Source organism: Arcanobacterium hippocoleae (genome assembly GCF_040360365.1).
Classification (GTDB): Bacteria; Actinomycetota; Actinomycetes; order Actinomycetales; family Actinomycetaceae; genus Arcanobacterium_A; species Arcanobacterium_A hippocoleae_A.
On sequence record NZ_CP136412.1, the window covers coordinates 144353 to 162051 of the forward strand.

The window sequence follows — 17699 nt, forward strand, 5'->3', positions numbered from 1 at the left end:
ACGCAGTCACTCTCGAATCTCCAGCAGGCGACGAAACAGTATGGCTCAAGACTTCAATCATGGCGCAGATGGATATTCCTTTCGAACAGCTTTCTGAAGAAGAAGCATTAGCTGCTGACGAAACCGCTGATGCAGAAGAAGTACAAAATAACAATTCTGCAGCTGATGCGGAGCTTAGTCCGGCTCTCACGGAGGAAGATTCAGACGAGAATACAACAGGTACTCCAAAACTGAACTGACTGCGCTGATTCGCTTGAAAAATTCAGTTTTATAAAAATATCAAAGCAAATGAACATTAGTTTGAGAGAAAAGATTTCCCTTGGCACAAAAAAATGAGGCAGATGCTCAGCCATCGCCGTTAAAGAGACTCATTGTGCTTTTGGTTCTCGTGGTCGTTCTTATCGGCGGCCTGATTTACGGAAGCATATCAACAAAAGAAACTCGATTCACTCCGTCGCTTGCCCTCGATCTTGAAGGCGGGACGCAGCTGATTCTTACTCCGGTAACCACCGACGGATCAGATATTACGCAAGAAGATGTAAACCAAGCAATTGAGATTATCCGCCAGCGCGTGGACGCATCAGGTGTTGCAGAAGCTGAGATTACTGCGCAAGGCGGTTCAAACATTGTGGTTGGTCTGCCGGGTTCACCGTCGAAAGAAACCCTCGATTTGGTGCGTACTTCTGCGGTGCTGCGGCTGCGTACTGTAGTCGGTGCGCTTGGTCCGAACGCATTGGATTCGGAAGCAATCGCACAAATGAAAGCACAAAAAGCAGGTCAGCCAGCTCCTGAAGCCGGAAAAGCGCCAAAATTGAGTGCGGAGGAAATCGATGCAGAGCTGATGAAACTCGCTGACACGAATGGCGACGGGAAGCTCTCTGATCAGCCTGCAGCCAAACCTGCCGACAGTTCTGATGAGGCATGGATTACAGAGCAAATGCTTTACGACGCATACCGGCTGCAGTGCGGCAGCCAGGCTGCGCAGATTAAAGGTACAGCAGATAACCCCGAGACTGGGGTAGTGGCTTGCGATGTTACCGGGAATATGAAGTACTTGCTTGGACCAGCTGAAATCCAAGGAACAAATTTGACTAAGGCATCTTCAAATTTAGCCGTTGATCAGCAGGGAAATCCGAGCGGCGGCTGGGCAGTATCAATGAGTTTTGATAAAGTAGGTGCAGACAAGTTTGCTGAAATAACCGGTAGAATTTATCAGCTGCCTGCTCCGAAGAATCAATTCGCAATTGTGCTTGACGGAAAAGTGATTTCAGCTCCGGTACCGCACGGAACAATTGCTGGCGGACAAGCTCAAATCACAGGAAACTTTACCGCAAAAGAAGCAGCGACACTTGCAAATCAGCTTTCTTTCGGATCACTGCCGCTGAACTTCGAAGTACAATCTGAAGAACAGATTTCCGCTACTCTCGGTATTTCACAGCTTTCGGCAGGATTAATTGCCGGTCTGATCGGTTTACTGCTCATTGTGGCATACATGGTTTGGCAGTATCACACGCTGGGGTGGATTTCAGTTCTTTCCATCGTGCTGTCAACCGGTCTTTCGTATTTCGTGATTTGCTTGCTTTCATGGACGATGGGCTACCGTCTTTCAATGGCAGGCGTTCTCGGAATGATTATTTCCGTCGGTGTGACTGCCGATTCATTCATCGTCTACTTTGAACGTATCCGCGACGAAATCCGTGACGGACGCAGCGTACGCGGCGCAATTACCCACGGATGGTACCGTGCGAAACGGACGATTATTATTTCTGACTGCGTAAATCTGCTTGCATCCGCGGTGCTGTATATTCTTACCGTCGGTTCGGTACGCGGATTCGCATTCACGCTCGGCATCACAACTGTGCTTGATCTTATTGTCGTAATGATGTTCACGTATCCGTTAATGGAGCTTTTGGGCCGCACAAAATTCTTTGGGCACGGTATGCCGTATTCTGGTCTAAATGCGGAAAAATTGCGCCATGTGCCGCTCTATCGCGGCCGCGGTGCAGCAACATTGCGGAACTCCAGTGCTTTCACTGCCAATACACTTGAAAACACGGCGCAAACCCCGGAAATTGTCTCGGCAAATAATGAAGTAAATACGGAAGATGAAACTATCCGTGAAACAAATCCGGAAGCAGCTGCACTGGCAGGAGTTAACCGCACGTCAAATATGTCGCTTGCGCAGCGACGTGCTCAGGAGCGCCGCGCAAAAAGAAACATGACACCGATAACCTTGCTGAAGGGAGTGATGAATAATGTCGATGTATTCATTCGGTAATAATCTCTACTCTGGACGTAGATCATTTAATGTTATCGGGAAACGCCATATCTGGTTTATTACCGCCGTGGCTGCAATTATCATTTCACTGCTTTCTTTCGCGGTTAAAAGTCCGAATCTCGGAATCGAATTCCGCGGCGGATCACAGTTCACCGTCTCTGGTGTTACAAACACTTCACATGACTTGGCATACGAAGTGATTAAAAAAGTTGGTGAAGACGATGCTCCGCGTGTTTCCTCTGTTGGATTCGACGGAGTTCGGGTACAGACAATCCGGCTTGATGATCAGCAAACACAGCAAGTTAAGGAAGCTCTCGCCGAAGCATATAAAGTACCGGCAAATGATGTGACTTCGACTTATATCGGACCATCTTGGGGGCAAGACATTCTCAGCAAGGCGATTCGCGCCATGATCGTGTTTATGGTGCTTGTTTCGATTGTGATGATTGCTTACTTCCGTTCCTGGACCATCGCAGTGGGGGCGATTGGGGCACTCCTGCACGACTTTATAGTTACCCTTGGAATCTATTGGATTCTTGGCCTTGAAGTTACGCCCGCTACGATTATTGGTATTTTAACAATTCTCGGATATTCCCTTTACGATACGGTTGTGGTTTTCGATAAGGTTCGCGAAAACACGCAAAAGCTTCGGGCGCAATCAAAGTATACTTTCGAAGAGTCGGCAAATCTTGCAATCAACCAGACGCTGATTCGTTCTTTGAACACATCAATTACGGGTTTACTTCCGGTTATATCCGTACTTTTTATCGGTGTTGGTTTTCTTGGAGCCGATACGCTGCGCGATCTTGCACTCGTGATGTTCGTCGGAATGATCCTTTCGACTCTTTCGTCGATTTTCCTCGCAGCTCCGCTGGCAGTTTCGCTCGGGATGCGGAATAAAGATATCCGCTCCCACACTGAAAAAGTACATCAGCTGCGGGAGAACGAAAAAGCTCTCGCGTCTAATGATGTGGACGATAAAACACGTGAAGCGATGAAATCGGATATGCTTGCACATGCAGGAATTGAAGACCGCGTGGCCGGAAGCCACCGCGGTCAGCGTTCGCAGCCAAAGCGAAAGAAGAGGATTAAGAAATGAATGAGCCAACGGCTTTCCCGCAGGATGTGGTAAATCTAGTTGAAAGTCATGTTCGAGAAGTTGAAGATTTTCCAGCTCCCGGTGTGCTTTTTCGCGATATCACACCTTTGATTGCTGATGCACATGCTTTCGGTTCCCTGATTAAAATTCTTGCAGATCATTACCGAGGCAAAGTTGACGCAATTGCCGGTCTTGAGTCCCGCGGTTTCATTCTCGGTGCTCCGCTCGCACTGGAACTGGGAATCGGTATGCTTACCGTGCGCAAAGCGGGGCGTCTCCCAGGACCAGTTGTCGGTATAGATTATGATCTCGAATACGGGTCAGCACGGATGGAACTTCAACCTTTTACCGTCGAAGACAATCAGCGGGTACTGATTATTGATGATGTTCTCGCCACCGGCGGTACCGCAGATGCTGCAGTAAATCTGATTAAACAAGCCGGCGGCGTAGCTGCCGGAATTTGTGTGCTGCTTGAGCTGAAAGATTTGGGCGGACGCAAACGGCTTGGAAATGCTGTTCCAATCGAATCAGTGTTAACTTATTAGTCAACTGTTTTGGATTCCACTTTTTGGACGCAAAACAATATCGTAAATGGCTAGCTGTTCAAGGTATTGCACAGCTAGCCATTACTGTAATGCTGATAAATACACAAAACGGAAGCTGAAATCAGATGCGGAAAACTTAAAACATTTCCCGCCGATGGATTCTGAAATTGTATTTGCATTTTCATTCAGCATGAAAATTTCAGCTGAAAATCAGCACAGTCAATCATAATTAGAAACTTCAGCTTTGCGGAACAAAATTCCGCCGTATAATTTCTACATGGATGCAAATAATATGAATTCGGCTTTGACACCCAAAAAACAGCAATATGCTTGGCTTAACGATGAAGCGGAAGCAGAGAAAATTCCGGATCTGCTGAAACCGGTTATTGAAGCGATTGGAATGCGCCCGGTAAATCTTGGACGCATTATGCAGGCTTACAAAGTAGCTTATAAGCAGCATGACGGTCAAAAACGTAAATCCGGTGAACCCTATATCACGCATCCAGTTGCTGTTTGTACGATTCTTGCCGAATTGGGGATGGATGAAGACACACTAGTAGCCGCACTTTTGCATGATACCGTCGAAGATACCGGTTATACGCTAAAAGAACTCACTAAAGAATTTGGAAGCACTGTTGCACTTCTTGTCGACGGGGTAACGAAGCTTGATAAAGTAGAGTTTGGAAAAGCGGCACAGGCTGAGACCGTCCGGAAGATGGTCGTCGCGATGGCAAAAGATATCCGGGTACTGCTGATTAAACTTGGCGATCGTTTGCATAACGCCCGCACATGGAAATATGTGCCATCTGCTTCGGCGCAAAATAAAGCCCGTGAAACTTTGGAAATATATGCTCCCTTGGCGCATCGGCTCGGCATGAATTCGATTAAATGGGAACTTGAAGATCTTTCTTTCAAAACACTTTATCCAGCGGTGTATTCAGAAATTGAGCGAATGGTGAAGGAACGGAATCCTGAACGTGACGCCTATATTGAAAAAATTACGGAACAACTCCAACGTGAACTGGATAATGCGCATGTAGAATGTAAAATTTCCGGGCGGCCAAAGCACTATTATTCAATTTATCAAAAGATGATTTTGCGCGGCCGTGATTTCGAAGATATTTACGATTTAATTGGGGTGCGGGTGCTCGTAAATGAAGTGCAGGACTGCTATACCACACTCGGATTAGTGAATTCTGTTTTTACGCCGGTGCAAGGCCGGATTAAAGATTATATTGCCAGCCCGAAATTCAATTTTTACCAGTCTATCCATACGACGGTGTTTGGTCCGGAAAAACGGACAATCGAAGTGCAGATTCGGACTTTCGATATGCATCGCCGTGCTGAATTCGGTGTTGCTGCGCATTGGCGCTATAAAGAGAATCCAAATCGAACTTCCGGCAACGCCCAACAATCAGAGCAAGATTCGCAGCTTGAATGGCTCCGGCAGCTTGTTGACTGGCAGCGTGAGACGGCAGATCCGGCTGAGTTTTTAGATTCCTTGCGCTATGAGATGTCCGGATCCCAAGTTTATGTATTCACACCTGCTGGTGAAGTAATGGAACTTGCACTTGGCGCCACACCTGTCGATTTTGCGTATGCGGTACACACTGAGGTTGGGCATCGGACTGTTGGCGCGAAAGTCAACGACCGGCTGGTAACACTTGATTATCGGCTTGAATCTGGAGATACCGTCGAGATTATTACGGCAAAGTCTGATGATTCCGGACCGTCGCAAGGCTGGCTTGATTTCGTTGTTACCCCGCGTGCACGGGCGAAAATTAAAGCTTGGTTTACAAAGAACCGTCGGGATGAAGCACTTGAACTTGGTAAAGAAAAGCTTGCGAAAACTTTGCGGCGAAAAAATGAGCCGGTTCAACGGCTGATGTCTCACGAAACTCTGCGTGCAGTAGCTGCCGACTTAAATCGGCGGGACGTTTCGGATTTATATATCGCAATCGGCGAAGGATCAATTTCGCCTGAAAGCGTGGTAAATCACCTGATTTCAAGCCAAGGCGGGCGCCAGGGTGCAGAGGAAACAATGGCAGAAGCTGTTACGCCGACGCGTATCGCACATCGCCGTGATGGATCTGTTTCTTCCGCAGTAGTAGTTTCCACTATTGAAGACACTGATGTTCTGGTGAAACTCGCTAAATGCTGTACGCCCGTTCCTCCGGATAAGATTGTTGGTTTTGTTACCCGCGGCAAAGGGATATCAGTACATCGCGCAGACTGCCCGAATGTGGATCAGCTGCGGAATGAACCGGAACGTTTTCTCGACATTGCCTGGGACAATCAAGCTGAGGGAGCGTTCCTGGTACAAGTGCAGATTGAAGCCCTTGATCGCCGCGGGCTGCTTGCCGATATTACACGGGTGCTTTCTGAACATGATGTAAATATGCTTACCGGATATATCAACACTTCAAGTGAACGTGTCGCTCGTTCAAACTTCACTTTCGAAATGGCAGATCCGCGTCATCTGCGGCAGGTATTGAAAGAGCTGAAGAAAATTGCGGGAGTTTACGACGCATATCGTGTGACTAATTCCAAGAAAGAAGGCTTGCGCCGAGTTTAGTTTAATAACAGATGCGCAATCAGGATGCCGCGAACGTGCTGCAGCTGATATAAGTTATCCGGCAAGAGCAGGTACTTCTCTAAGTTGTGATAGGACACTTCTTACGCAGGAAAGACCTTGGATACCATTTAGGGAATTGACTAAATTTTGAATCTTTTGAATATTTGAACCGGCTCTGATGATTTTTGGGATTGCGGTGATTCCCAATTCAAGATCAGATAGTAAAAGATCAGCAGCAGTGCGCTCCAAGGTTGTTGTGAAAATTCCTTCAATCAGCTGTAAATGCTGTGCGGGAATTCTTCTTCGTACTGACCCTTTGCGTTTGCGCCCGTCTAAACGCGCCGTTTTAACTTTATCTAACACATGACACGGGTAAAAACCGGTATGGAGCCAGAGAGCTGACTCGTTAATTACAGTATCGTTTTTCGCAAGAAAAGGTTTTAGGGCAAGCGCGCGAAGCGCAGGCGAATACACATCCGGATATGAAACGAAATGGTTGTCCGGTAATTCTAAATAGTATTCGCGATGTGCACGGTAATGGTTCAATTCGGCAAGTGAATAAGCGTATTTGAGCGGATAATCCGGATTCTTTCGCGGAGTTCGCTGTGCGGTATCTGATTTTTATTCGCATAAACGTGCGGCTGCGATCTGATTTCGAAATTCTTCTGAATCTTGAGATGATTTTTTATCTCAAAATAAGCAGAGTGTGTTTTCGTTGCAGCGAGATGTTCGGTGCAGTTAAAACTAGCAGCCAAAGATGGGGCAATGCGCGTATTCCGCCGCTTTTTTCCTTTGCTTTCCAAAATCTCAGCCCGAATTTTTGCTTGATATTTCACTGGACGCTGACTGTGCATATAGTCAGTAATTAGTTCATTTTTCACAAAGCAAAGGCTATAAGAATGCCGTCGAATTTTTGCAATCCGACGGCATTTCTGTGGAGTATTGGATCATCCTTCGAGTACTGTGGACAACCACGCTTTCCGTGCTTCGAGAGCTTCCGAGTACTCTGCAACTTTCTTGGTATCGCCGGCTGCCTGAGCTTCCTGAATCTGCAATTCAAGCTCCGAAATCAGCGCTTGCAGCTGTGCGGCCATACCTGAAGACCGCTCTTCAATTTCCGGATCAGACTCTGCCCACTGCTGGTTCTCAGCATCACGAATCGCCCGCTCAATTTCCCGCATTCTGCCTTCAGTGCGGGAAATATCAGCGCGCGGCACACGCCCAATCTGATCCCATTTCTCGCCGATACTGCGAATCTGTTCCTTTGCAGATGCAACATCGGTCACTGGAAGCAGTTCTTCAGCGGCTGCCAGCAGTTCAAGTTTCGCTGCCAGATTCGCCCCAAATTCTTCATCAACCGCGGCATTGTGCCCGGCACGTGCATCAAAGAATACTTGCTGCGCCGTGCGGAAGCGTTCCCAAAGGGCATCGTCTTCTTTCTTTGTTGACCGGCCAGCACGCTTCCATTCTTCAAGTAAATCACGGTACGCAGCCGATGTTGCATTCCAATCGGTTGAAGCCTGCAGCTCTTCAGCGCGTTTGATAATCCCTTCTTTTACCGAAATTGTTTGCTTGCGCTGCACATCCAGCTCCGAAAAGTGCTGACGGCGATGCCGGTCAAACTTTGTCCGTGCAGCTGAAAAACGCTTCCAAAGAGCATCTTCCGTCGGGCGGTCAATACGTGCATTATTACGCTGTGCCTGCTTCCACTGATCAAGCAGGTTGGAAAGCTCATCACGTGAATTACGCCAATGAGTCTTGTTTACATCCTGCTCCGCGATTTCTTCCGCACGTTCAACAATCTTCGTACGGAGCGCGAGCGCTGCTTCTTTCGCTTTCGCACGCTCAGCAGCAACAACTTCTGCTCGTGCCGAAATCTTTTCATCAAGAGCGGCGGCACGTTCCCGCAAGGACTCCACATCACCTACAACTGCTGGGGAAACAAGTTCTGCATTGATTGTTTTAAGCGACTTGCGGGCCTCCTCCGGGGAGATATGTTCAAGACGAGTTTCGAGTAACGCAACTTGTGCCTGCAAATCTAGGAAGCGCCGAACATACAAACTAAGCGCAGCATCTTCCGTGCCGCCGGCAGCATATTGCCCGACGATACGTTCGCCGTCAGCGCTGCGCAAATAGACATTTCCGGCGTCGTCCACGCGACCCCATTTGGCCGCTGCCACTGCTGCTTCGTCTGTACGCGAAGTGACAGTAGCTTCGGGCACATGTTTTGGTTTTGGCATTGGGGTAGGCTTATTTGTTTGCATGGTATCGGCCATTTTTGCTCCTTAACAAGTACAAGCCGGGGTTGGGATTATATCCGCACCGTTCACAGAAATTCACTGAACAATAACAACTCTAGTTTACGCACATTTTCCAATGTTTGCGCGGTTTGTTCTGCTTTCGATATTTCTTAGCTGTATTTTATACAGTTTTGAAGTAGATTTTTGTGTTATTTCGATGGTGTGGGGAAGCGGACGTGATGAAAATAATCTGGGAATAATCTTCAGTTCGCTCCAGGCACAGTGCACAGGTATGCTTAAATTATGATTATTTTGCGCTATTCTAAGACTTTCCTTGATGCAAACTGTTATATTCTTGCAGATTCTGTTTATCGCCAGGCGCTGGTAGTAGATCCGGGCGCAGGTTCGCGTTTTTGGGTTAAGGAAACATTAGCAAAGCACAATTTAACTCTTGGGGCTGTACTTTTAACACACGGGCATGCCGATCATATTTGGGACGTTAGCGCATTTTCCGGAAATGTGCCGGTATACGTGCCGCAGCCTGATTTATATCGGCTTGATGATCCGCTCGGCACATTAGGGCTGCCGAATTTTGCTTTAGCTTTTACCAGAATGGGAATCAGCCAATGGGAAAAGCCGAAAAATTTGCAGTCTGTGCCGGATTTTGCTTATGAAACCGGATTTGAGTTTGTTCCGGGAATTACGCTCCGCGCAGTTTCAGCTCCCGGGCATACCGAAGGTTCGAGCGTATTTCTTTTCGACGGCAATATCGATAATCTCGCTGCTGTGCCGGAAGCGTTTTTGCAATCGGATTTGGTTCCGGGGCGGCAGGAACATTTTATGCTCAGCGGCGATATAATCTTCAAAAATGGAATTGGACGCACTGATTTACCTGGGGAGACGAGCAAAAGATGGTTTCATCGCTGCGTTTTCTTGTAAACTCAATTCGTCCCGAAACATATTTGCTTCCGGGGCACGGAGAATACACGACGATGTTCCACGAAACGCGCCATTCGCCGTATCTCCATTCGGCAATGAGCTGATAATACCCGATTGTGCCGGCTGTGCAGATCTGCACATAATTACGATATTAAATTAGCGAAAGACGAAACGAAAGTAAACAAAATGGCGAAAATTGCTCCTCTTTCCGGTTTTCCAGAATGGCTCCCTGCAGGGCGGATTGTTGAACAGGGAATCCTTGATACACTGCGCGATACTTTTGAGTTACACGGCTTTTCCGGTATTGAAACCCGCGCAGTTGAGCCAGTTTCACAGCTTCTGGCAAAAGGGGAAACTTCAAAGGAAATCTATCTGCTCTCGCGTTTGCAAGACCGCAGCGGAGCAAAAGATGCGGAACTCGGGCTGCATTTCGATTTAACTGTACCGCTTGCAAGATATGTGTTGGAACACGCTGGGCACCTTGATTTTCCGTTCCGTCGGTATCAGATTCAAAAAGTTTGGCGCGGCGAGCGCCCGCAAGATGGCCGTTTCCGCGAATTTATTCAAGCCGATGTGGATGTTGTGGGGCAAGATACGCTGGCATTTCATCATGAAATTGAGCTTCCGCTAGTGATGGCGGATGCGCTTGCAAAGCTGCCGATTCCAAAAATCACGATTCACGCTTCGAATCGGAAAGTAGCGCAAGGTTTTTATGAAGCCGCCGGCATTGAAAATGTGGAGGAAACGCTGCGGATTATCGACAAGCTCGATAAGGTCGGGGAAAAGGTTGTGAGGCAGCTGCTTGCTGAACGTGTTGGTGCGAATGACGAACAAATTCAAGCAGCACTCGCTTTAGCACAGATTCAAAGCGGTGATGCGTCTTTCGCGGAGCAGGTGCTTGCGTTTGGTTATCGAAGTGAGCTGCTCGATACCGGACTTGATGAATTGGTGCGGCTGGTGGAAGGAGCAAATGAGTTGCTTCCCGGATCACTGGTAGCAGATTTGAAGATTGCACGCGGGCTTGACTATTACACGGGTTCAGTTTACGAATCAGTAATGGAAGGGCATGAAGATCTCGGATCGGTTTGTTCTGGCGGACGTTATGATTCGCTGGTATCCGACGGGAAGCGGACTTTCCCAGGAGTTGGGCTGTCAATTGGTGTTTCACGGATGCTTTCCCGAATTATTGGAAAAGAAGTGATTGTTCCAAGCCGGAAAGTGCCGGCTGTGGTGCTTGTGGCAGTGAATACAGAAGCACAGCGCCTGCACGCGGAAAAGACGGCAATGGAATTACGCAGCCGCGGAATTGCAGCGGAAGTTTCACCAAATTCAGCGAAATTCGGGAAGCAGATTAAGTATGCTGATAAGCGCGGAATCCCGTTCGTTTGGTTTACTACTGACGACGGTGAGCAAGTAAAGGATATTCGCTCCGGGGAACAAGTTGCAGCTGACGGAAAAGAGTGGAATCCGCCAGCTCATGATTTGAAACCGCAGCTGTGCGCGAATGCGGAATAATCATTTTCGGATTATTATCATCCGAAAATGATTCGCCGGGAACGGTTTAATATCGGCAGTATACTGTTTATCCGCAAATATATTTGAGATACTAATGGAGTTGGCCGCAACAAAAGTTCGTTGCGGCCAACTCCATTTTTGATTTATTTTTCAGCAGAAATTCGGAACTAGCGGTTTCCTAGCGCAGAGTTACCGTTTTCTCAGCTCCAACGTTTATTTAATTTACCTGCCTTTTTCACACTGCCGAAACTTTTCCCGCCATGCTTTGAACCAAAAGTATTTGCTTGCTTTCCGCTGCCAAAGTTCTTTTTACCAAAAGTTTTAAATGCAGTCTTGCCTGCCGCAAACTTACCTTTCACAACTTTTCCGGGTTTCTTTCCGCGCTGCTCAGATTTTTGGATACGGCGCTCATCGCGGCTGAGTGATTCAAGCCGCGCACGTTTTTCATCACCATACTTTTTATCAGCACGGTACTTCCGAGTTTGGGTTTCACTATACTCATTGAAATCACCGTCGAAATTATTATGACGCTTTTCGCGTTTGAATTTTTCGCCTTTTTTGCAGCACCCGGACCATTATCGCGTGAAATATCAAGCGCACGCCCTTGGACTTTCGCGCGGGCAATTTTTTGTATTGTTTTCGCATCAAGCTCTTTTTCAAATTCAACAATCGAAAACGACGGGTAAATATCAATTCTGCCGAGCTGTGAACTACGCAAACCGCCTTCACCGGTAATCGCACCAACTATGGAACCTGGTTTCACACCGTCGCGTTTCCCAACCTCCACACGGTACATCGTACCCATGCCTTCGAACGTCCGGGCTTTACCTGATTCTTTGCGGCGTTTACTTTTCTTACCGTCACCGCTGCCGAAATCATCAAATTTTGCGGTTAGCACATCCGGTTCGCTGTCAGTATCAGCAGGCCCGAAATCGCGCACAGCTAACGCCATTAACGCAAGAAGCAGCTCATCACGAGTAAGCTTCGGCTGCCCAGAAAGCCCATTTCCGTTTTCTTCAATATTACTCGAAGCTGATTCAGTAACCCCATGTGCAGCAATATCGGCATTTTTCTGTTTTTCGGCACCGCCATCGGGAAAACCATTCGAAATATAGGTTTGTAAATCAGCAGTTTCATCAGAATCTGCCTCATATTTGGCGAGGACATCCGCATATACCCAAAGGCGTCCGGCAGCAAAACGCGCTTCTGCCTGTTCAATTAGTTTTTGACTGCGGTAGGCCGAAACTTCTGCCGGTGTTGGCAAATCAACCTGAATCATGCTTGATTTGGTAACAGCTTCAATTTTACGCAAACGTGAGCGTTCTTTTGGTGTGACGAATGTAAGTGCAGTGCCTTCACGTCCGGCTCTCCCGGTGCGTCCGATACGGTGAACGTAAGTATCAACTTCTCGCGGCACATCAAAATTAACCACGAGTCCAATCCGCTCCACATCAAGACCGCGGGCAGCGACATCTGTTGCGACAAGGACGTCAAGGAAACCTGAACGGAGCCGATTTACCAGCTTTTCACGTTCAACCTGCGCCACATCACCTGAAAGTGCTGCTGCATGCACTCCGCGCGCAGTAAGTTCAAGCGAAAGTTCTTCTGCCGTCGCACGCGTGCGTACGAATACGAGTGCAGCTTCCGCTTCCGTAGTGGCAAGCACACGTGAGAGCGCACCAATTTTATGGCGGTTGGGAACCACGGCGAAAGTCTGCGCAATTGTATCCACTGTGGATGCTGCGGGAGTCACAGTGATTTCGAGCGGATCTTGCAAATGTTCAGTCGCAATTTTACGAATCGAGCTTGGCATAGTTGCCGAAAACAATGCAGATATCCGCATCGATGGTAATTCACCAGCGATTTTCTCCACGTCTTCAGCAAATCCCATCCGCAGCATTTCATCGGCTTCATCAAGCACGAAATAGCGCACTTTATCCAGCTTAAGCGCACCGCGGTCCATCAAATCCATAATTCGCCCTGGAGTTCCAACAACAACTTGTGCGCCATTCTTCAGCGCATTTAGCTGCGGGCCATAAGCTGAACCGCCATAGACTGCGACTACATTTAATTCCGCCGTCTTACTTGCAAAAGTTGAGATTGCGTCAGCTCCTTGCAGCGCAAGTTCACGGGTTGGTGCAAGAATTAAAGCTTGCACGCATTTTTCATTCGGGTCTACATGCGTCAGCATCGGCAATCCGAATGCCGCAGTTTTCCCGGTTCCGGTTTGTGCAACTCCAACTACATCACGCTGATTCAGCAATGCCGGAATTGCTTTTGCCTGAATCGGAGTGGGAGTTTTAAATCCGAGATCAGTAATTGCTTGTAATAGGTTTTCTGGTAGTCCGAGCTCGCTGAAGGAGATTATGTTTTCAGACATTAGGTTTATACGTTCCTCTTCGGTATTTGTGAGTTTAAGATTGCGCCGGCTTTCGGATTTCAATAAATATTTGGCTTATGCACTTGTGAAATATGAATTTAAGTTCACACTTCACGGCATAATCTGAATGAAAGCAGAACAGTGATTTTTCTGGACTTTAAGTGCTTCTTCGGCATGTTTAATTCCTTATATTGTCACGGCAAGCAGATATTTCATGCAATTCAGCGGTAAGCAGCGCATTGAAACACACCGTTTCATGCCGTTTGCGGAGCAAAGACGTATTAGTATCTCTGTACCGCAGCATTAGATTTTTGTGAAAACTACTAGGCTGTTACGGTAGATCCCATCTTGATTCGACTCGTGATAATTAAACCAAACACGACCATTGCGGATGCAAAGCCGAGCGCATAAAGATATGCAATGTAGCCAGCTGGTTCAGTAAAAGCAAAAATGATTCCACCGAATGCGATAAGCACTGCAGCTCCAAGAGTATCAGAGACTTGGACAGCTGAAGACGTTTGCCCATGCTGTTCAGGCACAGTGAGAGCAAGCGCATGTGCAGCGAGCGCCGGATACACTAGCCCGACACCAAATGATGCAAAAAGCCAGCCGATGTAAACAATTGCCCCATTAATCCCCGAAAACGCGCCGAGGAAAGTAATAAGTGTGCCCAGTAATTGCAGCACGGAAGCAGCTAATGGAAGTTTTGCCCGAATCTGCGGATTAAAAATCCGGCCTTGAATCCACGATCCAAGCGCCCACGTTATTGATCCGACGGTAAGGACCATTCCCGCTGCTGTCGGATTATATCCGTGCAGATTCTTCAACATTAACGGAAGAAAAAGTTCGACAGTAAGATACGATCCGTTTATTATTCCGCGATAAAAAATTGTTGCCGGTAATCCGGGGAGAATCCGGAATGTATGCGGCGGGAGCAGCGGACGGACTGCAGCGAAACAAACCACTGTGAGCACGAGAATCGCAAGGAACGTAAGCGGAGTAAAATCTACTGCTTTCGTACCGGAAATAATTTGCAGCGCACCGACGGAAATACCGGAAAAAGTTGCAAAAATAAACATTCGCTTCAAACTGGGAACTTTCCTGCGGAAGCCGTCGGCGGGAACTGCTGCATTTTCATGACAATAATCGGCATTGATAAGACAATTAGTGCTGCCGGAACGCCAAAACCCAACGCCAGCTGAGATGTTCAACAAGAATTCCGGCAATCATTGGACCAATCAACGACGGAAGAATCCATGCAGCAGCAAAGGCTGCAAAAAATGCCGGCTGTTGGCGCGGCGCTACGAATTTCGCAATCATCACGTAGAGCGGCACAATTATCAGGCCCCCGCCGAATCCTTGAATTGCACGTCCGAAGACGAGCAGTTCGATATTTAATGCAGCGGTTTCAATTAACAGCCCGAGAATGAAGAATGAAATTCCGGCATAAAAAATCGGCTTCGGCCCTTTCACATCACACCAGGAACCGGCGAGCACCGTGGTAACAAGCTGGGTTGCAAGTACGACTCCGGAAGCCAGGGCATACATGTGTTCGCCGTTTAACTCTTCAACCACGTAGGGCATTGCAGTAGCTACTGCAATAACTTCAAACGCGACCAGCGAAATCACAGATACGGAAATTATCTTGAGCCATTTTGCCAGCGACACACTCACTGTTTCAGTTTTCTTTTTCCGCTGATTAAACTTGCGGTTTCTATTTTTCCTGACTCGTCCGCTCTGCGGGGCAGAAGGAACTTCGCACATATTTTGCCTGCTTTGAAACTCCATTAGCTGCGGCTACCTAACTTCATTTTCTAAATATTTCCTCTACTGCCATGTTCTCAAGTTCGCCGCAATCAGCGCAATTAGTCTGTCTGTGAGGTTTCGCTCGCTCAAAAGAAAGTCTTTATGCGTTTAATTTTTGAAAAACATTGTGTTTTTTCCTGTGGATTTGCTGTAAAAATTACCTACCTGGATTTCAACGCAAAAACTTACGGTAAATTTGCACCTGTAACAGCGGATTAAATTTTTCATAAAACACACATTCTAATTTCTGAGAGTACTGCTGAATTTTACCTGTGAATTTCGGCTCGCTAAAAGCAGGAATTTTCGTGCCGATTCTGTGCCGTCGTAAAATAAATCCGTGGCAAGCTCCCGTCTCGAGCTGCCTGTAGCCCGCTCGTCTCGCGGGTGAATCAACACAATTGAAAGAGGTCTAAAGTGCTCCGCACGCGAATGGCAGGATCCCTGCGCAAGGAAGATATTGGCAAAACCGTCACCCTAACAGGCTGGGTGGACCGTCGGCGTGATCACGGCGGCATTGCTTTTATCGATCTTCGCGACGCATCAGGGATTGCACAGGTAACGATTCGGGAAGAAGTCGCGCATGAGCTGCGCTCAGAATTCGTTGTAAAAATTACCGGCATCGTGAACGAACGTCCAGAGGGCAACGCTAATGCGGCGCTGCCGACCGGCGATATTGAAGTTGCAGCCAGTGAAGTGGAAGTTTTGAATCCTGCTGCGCCGCTGCCGTTCCAGATTTCGGATCATGCGGAGGATGCGGGCACAGTAAATGAAGAGACGCGGCTAAAGTACCGTTATCTTGATTTGCGCCGCTCTTTTGAACAGAAAGCAATTCGTTTGCGCGCGAAAGTTTCACAGGCTGCACGCCGCGTGCTCGACGGTCACGATTTTGTGGAAATTGAGACTCCAACCTTGATTCGTTCGACTCCGGAAGGCGCACGTGATTTTATTGTTCCGGCGCGGCTTTCACCCGGTTCATGGTATGCGCTTCCGCAATCTCCGCAGCTTTTCAAACAGCTGCTAATGGTTGCGGGAATGGAGCGGTACTACCAAATTGCGCGCTGCTACCGTGATGAAGATTTCCGTGCAGACCGTCAGCCGGAATTTACCCAGCTTGATATCGAAATGTCTTTCGTCTCCCAAGAAGACGTGATGGCAGTTGCAGAAGATATTATTAAGGAAGTTTGGGGTTTGATCGGGGTTGATATTCCCACCCCGATTCCGCATATGCCATACAAGGAAGCAATGGAGCGTTTCGGATCGGATAAACCGGATCTGCGCTTCGGATATGAACTTATTGATCTCACTGCGTACTTTAAAGAAACGCCATTTCGGGTATTCCAGGCGCCATACGTGGGCGCCGTCGTAATGCCGGGCGGCGGATCGCAGCCGCGCCGTACTTTCGATAAATGGCAAGAATGGGCGAAAGCTCGCGGTGCGAAAGGTCTGGCATATGTAACGATTGCGGAAGACGGCACATTGGGCGGCCCTGTTGCAAAGAATATCTCGGAAACTGAACGCGATGGTTTGGCGGAAGTAACTGGCGCAAAGCCGGGAGATTGCATTTTCTTCGGTGCCGGCGAACCGACTGCTTCACGCGATTTACTTGGTGCGGCACGTTTGGAGATTGGTAAGCGCTGCGGTTTAATCAATGAAGACGACTGGGCTTTCGTCTGGGTGGTAGACGCTCCGTTGTTTAAACCGACCAAGGATGCGGAAGCTGAAGGAGATGTGGCAGTAGCCGGCGGCGCCTGGACTGCAGTACACCATGCTTTCACTTCACCAAAACCAGAATGGCTCGATAAGTTTGATAAAGATCCGGGAAATGCACTGGCTTATGCATACGATATCGTCTGCAACGGCAACGAAATCGGCGGCGGTTCGATTCGTATCCACCGCCGCGATGTGCAGGAGCGAATCTTTAAAGTGATGGGCTTAGATCAGGAAACTGCACAGGAAAAGTTTGGCTTCCTGCTCGACGCATTCAAATTCGGCGCTCCGCCGCATGGCGGTATCGCGTTCGGCTGGGATCGTATCGTCGCTTTACTCACAAAGGCTCCTTCGATTCGCGATGTGATTGCATTCCCGAAGATTGGTAATGGCTGGGATCCAATGACTGACGCGCCAGCGCAAATTACTCCGCAGCAGCGCAAAGAAGCTGGTGTGGATGCGAAGCCGAAAGAAAAGAAAGCTGCAGCTGCAGCTAACGAAAAAGCTGAGTGAATACTTTCGAAATTAGCTGCGCGGCAGTTATTTAACTAGCTGGAATATTGGTTAAATCACTGCTTCAGCGGCAAAAGCGATTTTGCAATGGGTGCGGGGCTG

14 protein-coding genes are annotated in these 17699 nt (G+C 48.1%); 8 read left to right on the plus strand and 6 right to left on the minus strand.

Annotated features, from left to right (window positions below; translation table 11 throughout):
• The first annotated feature begins 59 nt into the window (after positions 1-59).
• The 5 genes from RQN30_RS00760 to RQN30_RS00780 all read left to right on the plus strand — a co-directional run bounded on the left by RQN30_RS00760 (position 60) and on the right by RQN30_RS00780 (position 6497).
• Positions 60-239: a hypothetical protein gene (locus tag RQN30_RS00760; protein ID WP_353060848.1), complete on the plus strand. Its 180-nt coding sequence runs from the start codon at positions 60-62 to the stop codon at positions 237-239.
• A gap of 80 nt (positions 240-319) precedes the next feature.
• The gene (gene secD, locus RQN30_RS00765; RefSeq protein ID WP_353060849.1) at positions 320-2278 is read left to right on the plus strand and encodes a protein translocase subunit SecD; all 1959 of its coding nucleotides are present in this window, start codon (positions 320-322) and stop codon (positions 2276-2278) included.
• A complete protein-coding gene (gene secF / locus RQN30_RS00770) occupies positions 2256-3377 on the plus strand; it encodes a protein translocase subunit SecF (RefSeq protein ID WP_353060850.1) in 1122 nt (373 codons plus the stop codon). The genes secD and secF overlap by 23 nt, the downstream gene beginning before the upstream one ends.
• Entirely contained in the window at positions 3374-3922 is a 549-nt protein-coding gene (locus tag RQN30_RS00775) for an adenine phosphoribosyltransferase (RefSeq protein WP_353060851.1), read from the plus strand. Before secF ends, RQN30_RS00775 begins: the two co-directional genes overlap by 4 nt.
• A gap of 292 nt (positions 3923-4214) precedes the next feature.
• Positions 4215-6497 carry a RelA/SpoT family protein gene (locus tag RQN30_RS00780; protein WP_491608678.1) on the plus strand — a complete coding sequence of 761 codons (2283 nt, stop codon included), beginning with the start codon at positions 4215-4217 and terminating at the stop codon, positions 6495-6497.
• Positions 6498-6551: 54 nt separating this feature from the next.
• Here RQN30_RS00780 and RQN30_RS00785 read toward each other — a convergent pair whose 3' ends face one another.
• Both RQN30_RS00785 and RQN30_RS00790 read right to left on the minus strand, forming a co-directional pair.
• Positions 6552-7043 carry a hypothetical protein gene (locus tag RQN30_RS00785; protein ID WP_353060852.1) on the minus strand — a complete coding sequence of 164 codons (492 nt, stop codon included), beginning with the start codon at positions 7041-7043 and terminating at the stop codon, positions 6552-6554.
• A gap of 401 nt (positions 7044-7444) precedes the next feature.
• The gene (locus RQN30_RS00790; RefSeq protein ID WP_353060853.1) at positions 7445-8773 is read right to left on the minus strand and encodes a DUF349 domain-containing protein; all 1329 of its coding nucleotides are present in this window, start codon (positions 8771-8773) and stop codon (positions 7445-7447) included.
• 267 nt (positions 8774-9040) lie between these two features.
• Here RQN30_RS00790 and RQN30_RS00795 point away from each other — a divergent pair, with 267 nt between their 5' ends.
• The gene (locus tag RQN30_RS00795; protein ID WP_353060854.1) at positions 9041-9676 is read left to right on the plus strand and encodes an MBL fold metallo-hydrolase; all 636 of its coding nucleotides are present in this window, start codon (positions 9041-9043) and stop codon (positions 9674-9676) included.
• A 186-nt stretch (positions 9677-9862) separates the two neighbouring features.
• Positions 9863-11191, plus strand: coding sequence for a histidine--tRNA ligase (gene hisS, locus RQN30_RS00800; protein WP_353060855.1), 1329 nt, complete (start codon positions 9863-9865; stop codon positions 11189-11191).
• A gap of 200 nt (positions 11192-11391) precedes the next feature.
• Here hisS and RQN30_RS00805 read toward each other — a convergent pair whose 3' ends face one another.
• From RQN30_RS00805 to RQN30_RS00820, 4 genes are all read right to left on the minus strand, one after another.
• Positions 11392-11550 carry a hypothetical protein gene (locus RQN30_RS00805; RefSeq protein WP_353060856.1) on the minus strand — a complete coding sequence of 53 codons (159 nt, stop codon included), beginning with the start codon at positions 11548-11550 and terminating at the stop codon, positions 11392-11394.
• On the minus strand, positions 11547-13571 hold the full coding sequence (locus RQN30_RS00810) for a DEAD/DEAH box helicase (protein WP_353060857.1): 2025 nt from the start codon (positions 13569-13571) through the stop codon (positions 11547-11549). Before RQN30_RS00810 ends, RQN30_RS00805 begins: the two co-directional genes overlap by 4 nt.
• Positions 13572-13894: 323 nt before the next feature.
• Positions 13895-14782: an MFS transporter gene (locus RQN30_RS00815; RefSeq protein WP_353060858.1), complete on the minus strand. Its 888-nt coding sequence runs from the start codon at positions 14780-14782 to the stop codon at positions 13895-13897.
• Positions 14736-15245: an MFS transporter gene (locus RQN30_RS00820; RefSeq protein ID WP_353060859.1), complete on the minus strand. Its 510-nt coding sequence runs from the start codon at positions 15243-15245 to the stop codon at positions 14736-14738. The genes RQN30_RS00815 and RQN30_RS00820 overlap by 47 nt, the downstream gene beginning before the upstream one ends.
• 546 nt (positions 15246-15791) lie before the next feature.
• Between RQN30_RS00820 and aspS the strand changes: the two genes are divergently transcribed.
• Entirely contained in the window at positions 15792-17597 is a 1806-nt protein-coding gene (gene aspS / locus RQN30_RS00825; RefSeq protein ID WP_353060860.1) for an aspartate--tRNA ligase, read from the plus strand.
• The last annotated feature ends 102 nt before the right edge of the window (positions 17598-17699 follow it).